The organism is Serratia sp. Ae19-1, from assembly GCF_059801225.1.
In genome coordinates, this window is sequence record NZ_JBCHWD010000001.1 from 583,323 (window position 1) to 598,303 (window position 14,981).

Sequence of the window (14,981 nt, forward strand, 5' to 3'; positions counted from 1 at the left end):
GGTGTGATGCCACTTTAGAGCGCCGGGCCGCGCAGCGATAATCCGATCGCGTCAAGATTTAATCCGATTGCGCCAAACTGTCGGCCGGCATCAGCGCCTGGATGGTGGCGCCGACCTTCTGCACCGCTTGCTCTATCTCCGGCGTCAGCGCCGGCGCATAGTTGATGCGCAGGCAGTTGCGGTATTTGCCGGCGGCGGAAAAGATGCTGCCGACGGCGATCTGCACGCCCTGCTGCTCGAGATGACGGTTGAGGCGCAGGGTGTCGAACGCCTCATCCAGCTCGATCCACAGCATAAAGCCGCCGCGCGGGCGGCTGACGCGGGTGCCTGCCGGGAAGTATTTCAGGATCAGATCGGTCATCCGATCGCGGTTCTGCCGGTAACGGGCGCGCATGCGCCGCAGGTGCTGCAGATAGTGCCCGCCGCGAATAAACTCGGCGATCGCCAGCTGCGGCTGGGTGGCGGTGGCGCCGGAGCCGATGAATTTCATATGCAGCACCCGCTCCAGGTAGCGGCCGGGCGCGATCCAGCCCACGCGCAGCCCCGGCGCCAGCGTTTTGGAAAACGAGCTGCACAGCAGCACGCGGCCATCTTCGTCGAACGACTTGATGGTGCGCGGCCGTGGGTAGTGATAGGCGATGTCGCCGTAAACGTCATCCTCGATGATCGCCGCGTCGTGGCGCTGCGCCAGCGTCAGCAACCGCTGTTTGTGGGCGTCGGGCATGATGTAGCCCAGCGGGTTGTTGCAGTTGGGCGTCAGCAGGATAGCCTTGACCGGCCACTGCTCCAGCGCCATTTCCAGCGCTGCCAGGCTGACGCCGCTGAGCGGATCGGTGGGGATTTCCAGCGCCTTGATGCCCAGGCCTTTGAGTGTCTGCATGGTGCCGTGGAAACAGGGCGAGTCGACCGCCACGATGTCGCCGGGTTGGCAAACGGCGCGCAGCCCGGCGGAGATCGCTTCCTGGCAGCCGGTGGTGATCAGCAGCTGATCGGGGCCGATTTGGCAGCCCGAATCCAGCAGCAGGCGAGCGACCTGTTCGCGCAGCGCGGCCACGCCCTGAATGCTGTCGTAATACAGGCTGCGCAAATCGCCGTGGCGGGCGGCGTTGCGCAGGGCGACGATCAGCGGTTTCATCGTCGGTTCGGCGATATCCGGCATGCCGCGGCCTAGCTGAATCAGGCCTTCGCGCGGCCGGCTGCGCACCAGTTCCAGCACCTGTTCCCATTGTGAAATATCCACCGGCCGCTGCACCGGCGCCGTCATGGCAGGCAGCTCGGCCTGCGCGCGGCGCGCGTGCACGAAGTAACCCGACTTCGGCCGCGCTTCCACCAGGCGCTGTTCCTCCAGCAGCCGATAGGCTTGTTGCACCGTACTGATGCTGACGCCGTGCTCCTGGCTCAGCGTGCGCACCGAAGGCAGGCGGTCGCCGGCCGGATACAGTCCTTGCTGGATGCGCTGGCTAAGAATGGCGGCCAGGGCGGCATAGCGTGTCATACAGATGCCTCTCGTTGAGTTGAATGCCGTAAAAACCGGTACAGATGCTTTCAAAGTAAAGCATTCAGCCTGTTTTTGGGTATGGCTGTATGAAAAAAATAACGCTGACGTGAATCTGTATTGTTTTTTGCTCGCACAGCATCATGACGGCAGAGTCAGTTGCCCAGGAGAACGTGATGACCGTCTTGTCTATCGTAAAAGCCGCCATGCCGCGGCGAACATGGCTATCCCGCTGGCGTTTGTATCAACTGCGCCAGCGGACGCGAAGAGAGTTGCTGCTGCTGAACGACAGGCAACTGGCGGATATCGGCCTGACGCGAGCGGATGCGCGCCGCGAAGGGGACAAGCCTTTCTGGAGAGGGTGAGGAAAGCGGATGCTGAAATTATTGGGTAAGGCTTCATCGATCAACGTGCGCAAGGTGTTGTGGACCTGCCATGAGCTGGCGCTGCCGCTGGAACGGGAGGAGTGGGGCAGCGGCTTTCGCTCCACGCAGGAACCCGAGTTTTTGGCGCTCAATCCCAACGGCCTGGTGCCGGTGCTGATCGACGGCGCCCGAGTGCTGTGGGAGTCGAACACCATTTGCCGCTATCTGGCGGGGCGGGAAGGACGGCAAGATCTGCTGCCGCAGGCACCCGGTGTGCGGGCGGCGGTAGAGATGTGGATGGATTGGCAGGCCACCGATCTGAACGGTGCCTGGCGCTATGTGTTCATGTCGCGGGTGCGCGGGCATGCGGATTATCAGGATGCCGCCAGCCTGGCCGCCGCCGAGTGCGAATGGAACCGGCTGATGGGCTTGTTGGACGCACATCTGGCGCAGTGCGGCCCTTACGCCGCCGGCGCCGTTTTTACGTTGGCGGACGTGGTGCTGGGGTTGTCGCTGAACCGTTGGTTGATGACGCCGTTCGAGCGGCCGCATTATGCGGCGCTGGCGGACTATCAGCAGCGCCTGCTGCAACGTCCCGGCTACGTGCGGCACGGCGCCAACGGTTTACCGTGATATGAAATAAATGGTTCATTTTATCTCGTCCGGATACGACCTGCCGTGTCCGGACTTTCTCCGTTGCATCATCCCGTCAAGGTTTCATGAACGTCATCACGAATATGAACTTTATTTTCCCGTGTGCTTGTTATTGAAATTTATATTCCATATAAACCCGTTATCAACCGGCGCATTTCATTGAGCGGCGCCTGGTTCTACGCAGGATTTCTGTCACGGGAGAGAATGATGAAACAGGTACGCGTTGGGTTAATCGGCACCGGCTATATCGGGCGTTGTCACGCTATCGCCTATGCGCAGGCCGCCACGGTATTCCCCCTCAAGGGGGAACTGGTGCTGGAGATGCTGGCGGAGGTGACGCCCGAGCTGGCGGCGCAGCGCGCCGCCGAATTCGGTTTTGCGCGCTCGACCGGCGACTGGCGGCAGCTGGTGGCCGATCCGGCGATCGACGTGGTGGACATCTGCGCGCCCAATTTCTTGCACAAAGAGATGGCGCTGGAGGCGATACGTCACGGCAAGCACGTGTATTCGGAAAAGCCGCTGGCGCTGGACGCCGCCGACGCGGCGGAGATGGTGCAGGCCGCGCGCGCCAAGGGCGTGAAAACGCTGGTCGGTTTTAACTACATGAAAAACCCCACCAGCCAACTGGCGCGCGAAATTATCGCCAACGGCGAAATCGGTGAGGTGGTGCATTTTTACGGCACCCACAATGAGGATTACCTGGCCGACCCACGCACGCCGATCGACTGGCACTGCCGCCGCGCCAGCGCCGGGCTGGGTGCGCTCGGGGATCTGGCGGCGCACATCGTCAATATGGCGCACTACCTGGTGGGCGATATCGTGGCGGTTTCCGGCGATATGCAGACCGTGATCAAACAGCGCCCGGATCCGCAAGACCCGACGCGCCTGCACCCGGTGGAAAACGAAGACCAGGCCAGTGCGCTGCTGCGTTTCGCCGGCGGCGCGATGGGCACTATCGAAACTTCGCGCATCGCCTGCGGGCGCAAGATGGGGTTGACCTATGTGGTCACCGGCACCAAAGGCACGCTGAGCTATACCCAGGAGCGGATGGCGGAGCTGAAGCTGTATCGGCACGATGAACCGGCGGAGCGGCAGGGGTTCAAGACGCTGCTGGTGGGGCCAAAGCACCCGGACTACGCGGCGTTTTGCATCAGCGCCGGGCACGGCATCGGTTTTAACGATCAGAAGACGGTGGAGATCCGCGATCTGGTCAACGGCATCGCCGCAGGCGACCGCATGTGGCCCGACTTTGAAGAGGGGTGGAAGGTGTCCTGCGTGCTGGATGCGATAGCTGCCTCCGCCGAACAGCGGCGCTGGCTGGAGATCAACCGCGATTGAAAATGAAATGGCGCTCTCCCGTGGACAGCGCCATTAATTTATTATGTTGTTAGCTTAATGCCTTATTAAGTTAATTTTATAATAAGTTATTGGCTTGATGACTTAGAACGAGAAACACGAACAGCCGAACGCGCCCCAGAAGGCATTCTCATCCGACACCGGGATGCTGGAGCGGCGAGCGATGTCATGCTGGTGTGCGTGCACGCCGCACGGGCCGCAGCATTGATGCGCCTGGCTCAATACCCCGACGCGGGCCGCCGCCGACGGCGGCGCGGAGCGGTAATGGCCCGGCACCTGGGTGACCGGCGACCAGTCCGGCAACACCGGCAGCGGTGGCGGCGCCAGCGGCGAGAAGCTGCCGGCGGCGTAGACCACTTTGCCATCCACCACCGTCATGACCGATTCGATGCCTTTGATCTGCTCTTCCGGCACGCTGAAGTAGTCCTGCGACAGCACCGCCAAATCCGCCAACTGACCGACCTTGATCTGGCCTTTCTTGCCCTGTTCGGTGGAGAACCAGGCGCTGCCCTGCGTCCACAGCATCAGTGCCGTTTCGCGATCCAGCCGGGCGCTGTCGTCGTACATCGCCATGCCGCCGACGGTGCGGCCGGAAACCAGCCAGTACAGCGCCGTCCACGGGTTGTAGCTGGCGACGCGGGTGGCGTCGGTGCCCAGCCCGACCGGCAGCTCGGCCGCCAGCATTTTCGCCACCGGCGGCGTATGTTTGGTGGCTTCGATGCTGTAGCGGTCGGCGAAATACTCACCCTGGAACGCCATGCGGTGCTGCACCGCAATGCCGCCGCCCAGCGCCTTGACCCGCTCGATGTTGCGTTCGGTAATGGTCTCGGCGTGATCGAACAGCCAGTGCAGTCCGTTGAACGGAATGTCGCGGTTCACCTTCTCGAACACGTCCAGCATGCGGCTGATGGATTCGTCATAGGTGGCGTGCAGGCGGAACGGCCAGCGGTGCTCGACCAGATGGCGCACCACCCGCTCCAGCTCGTCTTCGGTGCCCGGCGGCAGATCCGGGCGCGGCTGCAGGAAGTCTTCGAAGTCGGCGGCGGAAAACACCAGCATCTCGCCGGCGCCGTTATGGCGGTAAAAGTCGGTGCCCTGACCCGGCTTGAGCATATCGGTCCACAGCTCGAAGTCTTCCAGCTCCTGCTTCGGCCGCTGGGTGAACAGGTTATAGGCGATGCGGATGGTCAGCTGCTTTTTCTCGTGCAGCTCGGCGATCACCTGATAGTCCTCCGGGTAGTTCTGGAAGCCGCCGCCGGCGTCGATGGCGCTGGTGAGGCCGAGACGGTTCAGCTCGCGCATAAACTGGCGGGTGGAGTTGACCTGCTGCTCCAGCGGCAGCTTCGGCCCTTTTGCCAGCGTAGCGTACAGGATCATGGCGTTGGGTTTGGCGATCAGCATGCCGGTCGGGTTGCCGTTGGCGTCGCGTTGGATCTCGCCGCCCGGCGGGTTCGGCGTGTCTTTGGTGTAGCCGACCACCTTCAGCGCCGCGCGGTTGAGCAGCGCGCGATCGTAGAGGTGCAGAATGAACACCGGCGTGTCCGGCGCCGCCTGGTTGATCTCGTCCAGCGTCGGCATGCGGCGTTCGGCGAACTGGAATTCGGTCCAGCCGCCGACCACCCGCACCCACTGCGGGCTTGGCGTGCGCAGCGCCTGCTCTTTCAACATGCGCAGGGCGTCGGCCAGCGAAGGCACGCCTTCCCAGCGCAGCTCAAGGTTGTAGTTCAGGCCGCCGCGGATCAGGTGCAGGTGCGAGTCGTTCAGGCCTGGAATGGCGGTGTGGCCGTGCAGGTCGATCACCTGGGTTTCCGGCCCGGCGTGTTGCATGACTTCGCCTTCGCTGCCGACCGCCAGAAACTTGCCGTCGCGGATGGCGACCGCCTGTGCGGTTGGATTTTGGCGATCGACGGTGTGAAACTTGCCGTTGGTGATGATCAATGAAGCGTGGTGGTTCATAACATTCTCCCGGCGAACCGCCTAGCGGCGGGTCAGCCATTGATGAAAAACGCGAGTCACGATAGGCATCCACAGGTACACCACCAGGGCGACCACGGTGGCGTCATTGAGAAAATGGCCGAGCAGCGTGCCGTCCAGCTGCGGCAGCACCAGCCCCCAAAACCAGGGCACCAGATTGGTGGATGGAAAGATCACCAGCAGGGTGATGATGAATTGCTTCCACTGAGGCGGCTGGCGCACGCTGGGGTTGGGCGGGGTAAACCAGAACTCCGCGCCGGGGCGGATCTCGATATGGTCGTTCTCCAGCAGCAGCGGGGCGACCTCTTCGATGTATTGCTTGCGCAGCGGCGAGTGGATCCAGCGGTACAGGTTGTCGAGATTGTCGAAGCGCACCAACACCGTATAGGCCTGTTCATCGCCGGAAGGGCGGATAACGTTGACGCCCAGATGGCCGGTGAAGCTTGCGGCATCCGGCATGATGCGGTTCAGCCAGGCCTCATAGGCTTGCTCGTTCCCCGGCGCCAAACGGTGGGTGATCACCAGCGTGACATGCTGCGGATGGGCCATAAAACCAACTCCTGAAAATACCCCGGCACAGGGCCGGGGCAAGGGGGGATTATTTCACCGTGCGCGCCGGTGCGTGGTGCACCATGGTGTAAGCGTAGTCGACGCCCATGCCGTACGCGCCGCTGTGTTCGCGCACCAGCGCCATCACCGCGTCGTAGGTGTCTTTGCGCGCCCAGTCGCGTTGGTATTCCAGCAGCACCTGCTGCCAGGTGACCGGCACGGCGCCGGCCTGCACCATGCGGTCAATCGAACGTTCGTGCGCATCGACGGACGTGCCGCCGGAGGTGTCGGTCACCACATACACTTCATAGCCGGCTTCCAACGCCATCAGCGCCGGGAAGGTCAGGCACACTTCGGTCCACAGCGCGGAGATCACCAGCTTTTTGCGGCCGGTGGCTTCCACTGCTTTGACGAAGGCCGCGTCTTCCCAGGAGTTCATCGAGGTGCGTTCAATCGGGGTGATTTCAGGGTGTACCGCCAGCAGTTCCGGCCAGATGTAGCCGCTGAAGCTTTCGGTTTCGACCGAGGTGAAAAGGGTGGGGACGTTGAAAATCTTGCCTGCCTTCGCCAAACCAACAACGTTGTTTTTCAGTTGCTGACGATCAATATTAGCCACGCCGAAGGCCATTTGTGGTTGATGGTCGATAAAAATCAGTGCGGAATTGTCTTTATCAAGCAGTTGAAACTTGGACATAATTTACCTTCCCAGTGATATTTCGGTTGAACATCTGATGAGTGTAACGCCGATAAAACCCATGGTAGGCAGAGGGCGATTTCAAAGATACCGCAGAATTTTTGCCGACTTGTTAAGTTTTTTTATACACGGGAGAAAGCATGAGATTAAACCTGGAAGCGCTGCTGATTTTGGACGCGCTGGACCGGCACGGATCTTTCGCCGCCGCGGCCGCCGCACTGTTTAAAACCCCTTCAGCACTGAGCTATATGGTGCAAAAGCTGGAGAACGATCTCGACATCACCCTGCTCGATCGCTCCGGGCATCGGGCAAAGTTCACCGATACCGGCAAGCTGATGCTGGAAAAGGGGCGGGTGCTGCTGCGGGCGGCGCAGGATCTGGAACAACAGGCGCGCTATGTCGAAAACGGCTGGGAAAGCGAGATCACGCTCGGGATTGACGCCTCTTTCCCGTTTGCCCGCCTGTTGCCGCTGATCGACGAGTTCTACCAACAGCATCACCATACCCGTCTGCGCTTCAGCCACGAGGTGCTGGCCGGCTCCTGGGAGTCGCTGGTCTACGGTTGCGCCGACATTATCATCGGCGCCATCTGCGAGCCGCCGTCGCGGGTGGGCTATGCGTTCAGCAGGCTGGGGCAGCTGGATTACGTGTTCGCCGTCGCGCCGCAGCATCCGCTGGCGGCATTGCCGGAACCCTTGCCGAAGGACGAAATCCGTCAGCACCGGGCGGTGGTGGTGCGCGACACTTCGCGGGTCAACGCGCCGCAGAGCCTGAACCTGCTGGAAGAGCAGGATACGCTGACGGTGTTCGGCTTCGACGCCAAGCTGCAGGCGCAGCTGGCCGGGCTGGGCTGCGGCTATCTGCCGCGTTCCTTGGCGGAACCTTACCTGAACAGCGGCGAACTGGTGGCGAAACGCGTCGAGTCTGAACGCTGCAGCGACGTCGCCTATTTCGGTTGGCGGGAAAGCGCCAGCGGCCTGGCGGCCAAATGGTGGCGCGAACGGCTGCAGCGCTACGCGGATGACGGCGAGGCCTACCCTTCGGCGCAGTAAGCGCCGTCATATAAGGATCAACAACCCGATAAGGACATAGGGAATGAAAAAGAGACTAAGTCTGTTGGCGCTGCTGCTGTTGAGCGGTTGCGGTACGAGCGCCGGGCGTCAGGCCGGCATACCGTTACCGGCGCCGCAGGCTGAAGCGTTGGCCACGACGCCGCTCAGCTATCCGGTGCGGGTACATAACGCGGTGAGCCGCGAACTGCGTTTGCCGGAGCACGCGCGCGGGCAACGTTGCACCATCGGCATTCGTCTGCTGCCGAACGGCAAGCTGGCGAGCAGCAAGATCGTAAGAGGCGATGCGCCCCTGTGCGCGGCGGCCAGCGCGGCGGTGCAGCAGGCGCAGTTTCCGCCGATGGCCAGCGCGACCGAATACGCGCTGTTCAACGCCGTGGTGCTCGATTTTGTTCCCTGAAAGCCTATGACCGACGGGCCGCTTGCGCGGCCCGTTTTTTCTCGTTTCGCCGTTTGCATCTTCGCGCTTTTCCGCCAATAGTGTTCCCCGGACATGCAGCAAGGCGATTTTTCATTGGCCGGTCAACGGGAGAAAAAGGCATGAAAGGCGAGCATCATTATCAGGTGGCGGTCACCTGGCAGGGGAATTTGGGGGCAGGCACCGAGGATTACCGCGCCTATGGGCGCGATCACCTGATCGGCGCCGCGGGCAAGGCAGACATCGCCGGTTCAGCCGATCCGGCCTTTCGCGGTGACGCGGCGCGCTGGAATCCGGAGGATTTGCTGGTGGCTTCGCTCAGCGCCTGTCACAAATTATGGTATCTGCATCTGTGCGCTACCTCGGGCATTTCCGTGCTGGCCTATCAGGACAACGCCGTCGGGGTGATGCGTGAAGATGCGGCGCGCGGCGGCTTTTTCACCTCGGTGACGCTGCGGCCGCAGGTCACGGTGCGCGACGGCGACGATCTGCAGCTGGCGCAACAGCTGCACGAGAAGGCGCATCACCTGTGCTTTATCGCCAACTCGGTGAATTTCCCGGTGGCGTGCGAACCGCAGGCCGAGTACGCAACCCGCTGAATTTTCACTTAGCTTTGCCATTTTCGTTATTTTGAACGCCGTTACGGCTCACGGATACTGGGGGAAAATCCTCAACCGCGAGCCGCAGCATGTCCCACGCCCACTATTTGCATCCCGAACAGCGCGAACGCATCCGGCGGCTTCATCGGCGCTGGTATTGGCGGCTGGAGCTGCCCACCTGGGGAATGATGGCGGCAGTGTATGGCGGCTGGTTCGGCGTGGCGCACTATTGGCAGGCGTTGGGCCCGTGGCTCGGCGCACCGGCGCTTGTCCTGCTGACCACCTGGTACCTGTCGTTGCAGCATGAGCTGATCCACGGCCATCCGACGCGCTGGCCGCGCGTCAATCAGCTGTTCGGCCTGTTGCCGCTGGCGGTGTGGTATCCCTATGGGCTGTATCGCGATTCGCATCTGCGCCATCACCGCAACGATCACCTGACCGACCCGCACGAAGATCCCGAGAGCTACTATTTCAGCGCCGCGCAGTGGCGGCGCTATCCTCGCCTGTTGCCGCGGCTGGCCGCCGTGCGCAATACGCTGATTGGCCGAGTGTTGTTCGGCCCGGCGCTGGATATCGTCGCCACGCTGTTCGGCGCCGTGAAGACGCTTGCGGCGGGCGATCTGCGCGCCTGGGCGATGTGGCTGACGCATCTGTCGCTGTTGGCGGTGCTGCTGCACTGGCTGCAGATGCAGGGCATCGGCGCGGCGTTTTATCTGTTGGCCATCAGCTACCCGGCGCTGGCGCTGACCAAGGTAAGATCGTTTTTTGAGCATCGCGCCGTGGACGCACCGCAGGCACGTTCTATTATTAATGAGGCGGGCTGGCCGTGGCGGCTGCTGTTTCTCAATCTGAACTACCATTTAGTGCATCACGATCTGCCCGGTCTGCCCTGGTATGGCCTGCGCGAAGTCTATCTGGCGGAACGCGAGGCGTATCAGCGCCGCAGCCAGGGATTCGTCGCGCAGGGTTATGGTGAGTGGCTGCGCGATTACGCGCTGACGCCGATCGACGTCGGCGTGCATCCGCTGAGCGCCGGTGAACGGCGTGAGGAACGCGATGCCCTGCCGAAGAAAAAATTTATTGCGCGCTGGAAGCGCGTTTCTCAGGATTTTCCAACCGAACTGGCCCATGAGCCGGAAAACGTATAACCAGAGGAAAAGTATGGCAATCACCTTATCACGCGGACGTTCCTTTGCCGTCGCACTGACGCTGCTGGCCACCAGCGGTCTGGTGCAGGCGGCCGACTCGGTGCGCGTCGGCTCCAAGATCGATACCGAAGGTTCGCTGCTCGGCAACATCATCGTGCAGGTGCTGGAAGCCAATGGCATCAAAACCACCAACAAGCTGCAGCTCGGCACCACCAAGGTGCTGCGTGGCGCCATCACCTCCGGCGAGATCGACATCTACCCGGAATACACCGGCAACGGCGCGTTTTTCTTCTCTGATGAGAAAGATCCGGCGTGGAAGAACGCCCAGGCCGGTTTCGAGAAGGTGAAACAGCTCGACTACGACAAAAACAAAATCGTCTGGCTCGATGCGGCGCCGGCCAACAACACCTGGACCATCGCCATTCGTCAGGACGTGGCGGACGCCAACCATCTCAAAACGCTGGCGGATCTCGGCAAGTGGATCAACGGCGGCGGCAAGTTCAAGCTGGCGGCCTCGGCGGAGTTTATCGAGCGGCCGGATGCGCTGCCGGCATTCCAAAGCGCCTACGGCTTCAAGCTGAATCAGGATCAGCTGTTGTCATTGGCCGGCGGCGACACAGCGGTAACCATCAAGGCGGCGGCCGAGCAGACCTCCGGCGTCAACGCGGCGATGGCCTACGGCACCGATGGCCCGGTAGCGGCGTTGGGGCTGCAGACGCTGGCGGACCCGAAAGGCGTACAGCCTATCTACGCGCCGGCGCCGATCGTGCGCGAGGCGGCGTTGAAAGAACACGCCAACCTGCCCGAGTTGCTGAAACCGGTGTTCGCCTCGCTGGACGGGCCGACGCTGCAAAAGCTCAATGCACAGATCGCCGTGGAAGGGCAGGACGCCAAACAGGTGGCGGCCGCTTACCTGAAAGAGAAAGGGTTTGTTAAGGGATAACGCCGAGGTGCCCCCTCTGTCGCCGGGAGAGGGGGTGAACCGATGGAGCCGGAGAGTTTCTTTGATTATCGCCGTAAAACATCGCGTCTTGTTGACGCTGTTCATGCTGTTGCTGCTGGCCGCCTTCGGCCTGCCGTTCCTCAGTTACGCCCCCAATCGTCTGTTGTCGGGTAAAAGCCTTTCCTTGTACTCCCTGCTGCACGGCCCGGCGCTGTGGCTGCTGTTGCCGCTGGCGACATTGGCGATCCTCAGCCTGCTGCCGCCGACGCGGGGGCGTGCGCTGCTGGCGGCGTTGGCCGCCTGTGGTGTACTGACGCTGGCGTTCTGGATCAGCGGCCAGGCCGCCGGGCGTCTGGCGCAGGAGGGATCGCGGCTGGCTCGCACCTCCTGGGGCAGCGGCTGCTGGTTGACGATGGCGCTGAGCCTGCTGATCGCTGCCGACGCCATGGCGCGTCTCACGGCATCGCACCTGCGGCGGATGCTCGGCAACGCGCTGGTGCTGGTGCCGCCGGCGCTGCTGCTGTTCGGCCATCAGCTCGATCAGCTGTCGCTGCTGAAGGAGTACCATAATCGGCAGGAGGTGTTTGACGCCGCGCTGTTGCAGCACCTGACCATTTTGCTGGCGACGATGGCGCCGGCGCTGGCGATCGGTGTGCCGCTCGGGGTGCTGTGCTTTCGTTCCGAGCGCTGGCAGCGGCCGATCTTCTCCGTGTTGAACATTATCCAGACCGTGCCGTCGATCGCGCTGTTCGGCCTGCTGATCGCGCCGCTGGCGGGGCTGGCGGTGGCGGTGCCCTGGCTGGCGGAACACGGCGTCAGCGGTATCGGCATGGCGCCGGCGATCGTGGCGCTGGTGCTGTACGCGCTGTTGCCGCTGGTGCGCAGCGTGGTGGCGGGGCTGCAAAGCGTGCCGGCCGGCGTGATTGAGTCCGCTACCGGCATGGGGTTGACGCGCGGGCAGATCTTCCTGCGCGTGCAGCTGCCGTTGGCGCTGCCGCTGTTCCTGACCGGCGTGCGTATTCTGGCGGTGCAGACCGTCGGCATGGCGGTGGTGGCGGCGCTGATCGGTGCCGGCGGTTTTGGCGCCATCGTATTTCAGGGGCTGCTCAGCAGCGCGCTGGATCTGGTTCTGCTGGGGGTGATCCCGGTGGTCATGATGGCGGTCATCGTCGATTCGCTGTTTAAATTTTGGGTTTCAATCCTGGACGTATCGCGCCGATGATTCACTTTGAGCAAGTCAGCAAAATTTTTCAGGGCAAGCCGGCGGTGGACGATCTCACGTTGCACATCGCCGAGGGCGAATTCACCGTGTTGATCGGCACCTCGGGCTCCGGCAAGTCCACCACGTTAAAAATGATCAACCGCCTGATCGAACACGATCGGGGCAAGATTTTCTTTGCCGGCGAAGAGATCCAGTCGTTTAAACCGCAGGATCTGCGGCGGCGCATGGGTTACGCGATCCAATCGATCGGCCTGTTTCCGCACTGGACGGTGGAGGAGAACATCGCTACCGTGCCGCAGTTGCTGAAATGGCCGCGCGCGCGCATTCGCGATCGGGTTACTGAACTGCTGGAGCTGTTGCATCTGGAGCCGGATCTGTTTCGCCGCCGCTATCCGCATCAGCTTTCCGGCGGGCAGCAGCAGCGGGTGGGGGTGGCGCGCGCGCTGGCGGCCGATCCCGAGGTGCTGCTGATGGATGAACCGTTCGGCGCGCTGGATCCGGTCACCCGTGCGGCGTTGCAGGCGGAGATCGCCCGCATTCATCAGCTCTCCGGCCGCACCATCGTACTGGTGACGCACGACATCGACGAAGCGCTGGGCCTGGCGGATCGTCTGGTGCTGCTCGACCAGGGGCGGGTGGTACAACAGGGTACGCCGCTGGAATTGCTGACCGCGCCGGCCAACGACTTCGTGCGTGACTTTTTCGGGCGCAGCGATCGCGGCATCAAACTGCTGTCGCTGGGGACGGTGGCGGAGCGGGTGCGGCCCGGCGTCGCCGCGGGCGAGCCTATCGCCGCCACCCTGAGCCTGCGCGAGGCGCTGTCGGTCTTTGTGGCGCGCGGCAGCGACTGCCTGCCGGTGGTGGATGAACGGGGCGAAGCGTTGGGGGTCTTGCACTTCAACGATCTGATCGCCGGGCAGGCGCTGTCATGAGCGGGCGCATCGGGCGCCTGCTGCGCGATCCGCTGCTCTGGACGCTGGCGCTGCTGTTGGCGCTGGTATTTGGCATGGATCATTTACGCGGTCTGTTCGCCGCCTGGTTCCCCGACCTGGATCGGCCAATTTACCAGCAAGACAGCTTCATCGCGCTGGTGGCTGCGCACCTGCTGCTGGTGGCGATCTCCAGCCTGATCGCGGTGGCGATCGGCGTGGCGGCCGGTGTCGCCGTGACCCGGCGCAGCGGCCGGGAGTTTCGTTCGCTGGTGGAAACGGTGGTGGCGGTGGGGCAGACCTTTCCGCCGGTGGCGGTGCTGGCGGTAGCGGTGCCGGTGATGGGCTTCAGCGAACAGCCGGCGATCATCGCGCTGGTGCTGTACGGCCTGCTGCCGATCCTGCAGGGCACGCTGGCGGGCATCGAATCGGTGCCGCCCGCCACGCGCGAGATCGCCCGCGGCGTAGGGATGAGCGCCTGGCAAATTCTGTGGCGGGTGGAACTGCCGCTGGCGGCGCCGGTGATCGTCGCCGGGATCCGCACCTCGGTGATCATCAATATCGGCACGGCGGCCATCGCTTCCACCGTCGGCACCAAGACGCTCGGTTCGCCGATCATCATCGGCCTGAGCGGGTTTAACACCGCCTATGTGATCCAGGGCGCGGCGGTAGTGGCGTTGTTGGCTATTATCACCGATATGCTGTTTGAACGTTGGGTGCGTTATCTCACCGCCTGGCGTCAGCAGACGCTGGCGACCACTCCGGCGGGGTAAGGGGGAAATGATGCAGGTGTCTCTACCGATGTACGGCGTTGGCCGGGAGCAGGCCGAATCCTTCTGGCAAGTCCTGCGCGACAAACTGCTGCGGCTGGGGTTGCCGGCCGCGCCGGAGCGGCTCAGCTGGCCGGACGATCTGGCGCAGCACTGGCGGCGCGAGGATCTGCTGCTCAGCCAGACCTGCGGTTATCCGTTGGTCAGCAGCCTGCCGCAGGTGCAGCTGATCGGCACTTACCATTACCGGGTTGAAGGGTGCGACGGGCCGAATTATCGCAGTTGGCTGGTGGTGCGCGCCGACGATCCCGGCGAGCGGCTGGCGGATTTTCGCGGCCGGACGGCGGCCTATAACAGTACCGATTCCCAGTCCGGTTACAACGGCCTGCGCGCGCTGATCGCGCCGCTGGCGCAGGACGGGAAATTCTTCGGCGCGGCTATCGCCTCCGGCGCGCATTATCAGTCGCTGAAGCTGATCCGCAGCGGGCAGGCCGATATCGCCGCCATCGATTCCATCAGCATGGAACTGCTGCGCCGCGCACAGCCGCAGGCGTTGGAAGGGCTGAAAATCATCGGCCGCACGGCGGCGGTGCCGGGTTTGCCGCTGATCACCGCCGCGGGCACGCCGCCGGAGCAGCTGGACATCCTGCGCGCCGGCGCCCGAGCGATGCTGGATGAGGCGGTCAGCGACCGCCTGCTGATCGGCGATTTCAGCCTGGTGCCGCGTTCGGCCTACCAGATTATCACCGTGCTGGAACAGCAGGCAGCCGCACAGGGCGTGACGGCGCTCTAGCC

General features: G+C 63.0%; 16 protein-coding genes. 12 read left to right on the forward strand and 4 right to left on the reverse strand.

Annotated elements, in window-relative coordinates; genetic code table 11:
- Positions 1-58: 58 nt before the first annotated feature.
- Positions 59-1,495, reverse strand: a complete 1,437-nt coding sequence (locus AAIE04_RS02890) for an aminotransferase-like domain-containing protein (protein ID WP_019454673.1) — start codon at positions 1,493-1,495, stop codon at positions 59-61.
- A 176-nt stretch (positions 1,496-1,671) separates the two neighbouring features.
- Between AAIE04_RS02890 and AAIE04_RS02895 the strand changes: the two genes are divergently transcribed.
- The 3 genes from AAIE04_RS02895 to AAIE04_RS02905 all read left to right on the forward strand — a co-directional run bounded on the left by AAIE04_RS02895 (position 1,672) and on the right by AAIE04_RS02905 (position 3,852).
- Complete coding sequence (locus AAIE04_RS02895; RefSeq protein ID WP_019454672.1) at positions 1,672-1,860, forward strand: DUF1127 domain-containing protein; 189 nt, start codon at positions 1,672-1,674, stop codon at positions 1,858-1,860.
- Between the two features lie 9 nt (positions 1,861-1,869).
- The gene (locus AAIE04_RS02900) at positions 1,870-2,493 is read left to right on the forward strand and encodes a glutathione S-transferase family protein (protein ID WP_498576452.1); all 624 of its coding nucleotides are present in this window, start codon (positions 1,870-1,872) and stop codon (positions 2,491-2,493) included.
- 228 nt (positions 2,494-2,721) lie between these two features.
- A complete protein-coding gene (locus tag AAIE04_RS02905) occupies positions 2,722-3,852 on the forward strand; it encodes a Gfo/Idh/MocA family protein (RefSeq protein ID WP_063918996.1) in 1,131 nt (376 codons plus the stop codon).
- 102 nt (positions 3,853-3,954) lie between these two features.
- On the opposite strand, the gene AAIE04_RS02910 is transcribed toward AAIE04_RS02905, so the two are convergent.
- The 3 genes from AAIE04_RS02910 to AAIE04_RS02920 are packed head-to-tail and all read right to left on the reverse strand — an operon-like array spanning position 3,955 to position 7,087.
- The gene (locus tag AAIE04_RS02910) at positions 3,955-5,826 is read right to left on the reverse strand and encodes an amidohydrolase (protein ID WP_498576453.1); all 1,872 of its coding nucleotides are present in this window, start codon (positions 5,824-5,826) and stop codon (positions 3,955-3,957) included.
- A 21-nt stretch (positions 5,827-5,847) separates the two neighbouring features.
- A complete protein-coding gene (locus AAIE04_RS02915; RefSeq protein WP_019454668.1) occupies positions 5,848-6,393 on the reverse strand; it encodes an antibiotic biosynthesis monooxygenase in 546 nt (181 codons plus the stop codon).
- 49 nt (positions 6,394-6,442) lie between these two features.
- Positions 6,443-7,087 (reverse strand): hydrolase, encoded by a 645-nt coding sequence (locus AAIE04_RS02920; protein WP_004939390.1) that lies wholly within the window; start codon positions 7,085-7,087, stop codon positions 6,443-6,445.
- Between the two features lie 140 nt (positions 7,088-7,227).
- Here AAIE04_RS02920 and AAIE04_RS02925 point away from each other — a divergent pair, with 140 nt between their 5' ends.
- The 9 genes from AAIE04_RS02925 (at position 7,228) to AAIE04_RS02965 (ending at position 14,979) form a co-directional block, all read left to right on the forward strand.
- Entirely contained in the window at positions 7,228-8,139 is a 912-nt protein-coding gene (locus tag AAIE04_RS02925) for a LysR substrate-binding domain-containing protein (RefSeq protein WP_498576454.1), read from the forward strand.
- Positions 8,140-8,182: 43 nt separating this feature from the next.
- Complete coding sequence (locus AAIE04_RS02930) at positions 8,183-8,557, forward strand: cell envelope integrity TolA family protein (RefSeq protein ID WP_025159996.1); 375 nt, start codon at positions 8,183-8,185, stop codon at positions 8,555-8,557.
- Positions 8,558-8,697: 140 nt separating this feature from the next.
- The gene (locus AAIE04_RS02935) at positions 8,698-9,174 is read left to right on the forward strand and encodes an OsmC family protein (RefSeq protein WP_198635613.1); all 477 of its coding nucleotides are present in this window, start codon (positions 8,698-8,700) and stop codon (positions 9,172-9,174) included.
- Positions 9,175-9,263: 89 nt separating this feature from the next.
- Positions 9,264-10,322 (forward strand): fatty acid desaturase, encoded by a 1,059-nt coding sequence (locus tag AAIE04_RS02940; protein ID WP_498576455.1) that lies wholly within the window; start codon positions 9,264-9,266, stop codon positions 10,320-10,322.
- A gap of 13 nt (positions 10,323-10,335) precedes the next feature.
- The gene (osmF, locus tag AAIE04_RS02945; protein WP_498576456.1) at positions 10,336-11,265 is read left to right on the forward strand and encodes a glycine betaine ABC transporter substrate-binding protein OsmF; all 930 of its coding nucleotides are present in this window, start codon (positions 10,336-10,338) and stop codon (positions 11,263-11,265) included.
- Positions 11,266-11,326: 61 nt separating this feature from the next.
- The gene (locus AAIE04_RS02950) at positions 11,327-12,487 is read left to right on the forward strand and encodes an ABC transporter permease (RefSeq protein WP_019454662.1); all 1,161 of its coding nucleotides are present in this window, start codon (positions 11,327-11,329) and stop codon (positions 12,485-12,487) included.
- Positions 12,484-13,419: an ABC transporter ATP-binding protein gene (locus tag AAIE04_RS02955; protein WP_498576457.1), complete on the forward strand. Its 936-nt coding sequence runs from the start codon at positions 12,484-12,486 to the stop codon at positions 13,417-13,419. Before AAIE04_RS02950 ends, AAIE04_RS02955 begins: the two co-directional genes overlap by 4 nt.
- A complete protein-coding gene (locus tag AAIE04_RS02960; protein ID WP_019454660.1) occupies positions 13,416-14,189 on the forward strand; it encodes an ABC transporter permease in 774 nt (257 codons plus the stop codon). The genes AAIE04_RS02955 and AAIE04_RS02960 overlap by 4 nt, the downstream gene beginning before the upstream one ends.
- Positions 14,190-14,196: 7 nt before the next feature.
- Positions 14,197-14,979 carry a phosphate/phosphite/phosphonate ABC transporter substrate-binding protein gene (locus AAIE04_RS02965; protein ID WP_232807435.1) on the forward strand — a complete coding sequence of 261 codons (783 nt, stop codon included), beginning with the start codon at positions 14,197-14,199 and terminating at the stop codon, positions 14,977-14,979.
- Positions 14,980-14,981: the final 2 nt, after the last annotated feature.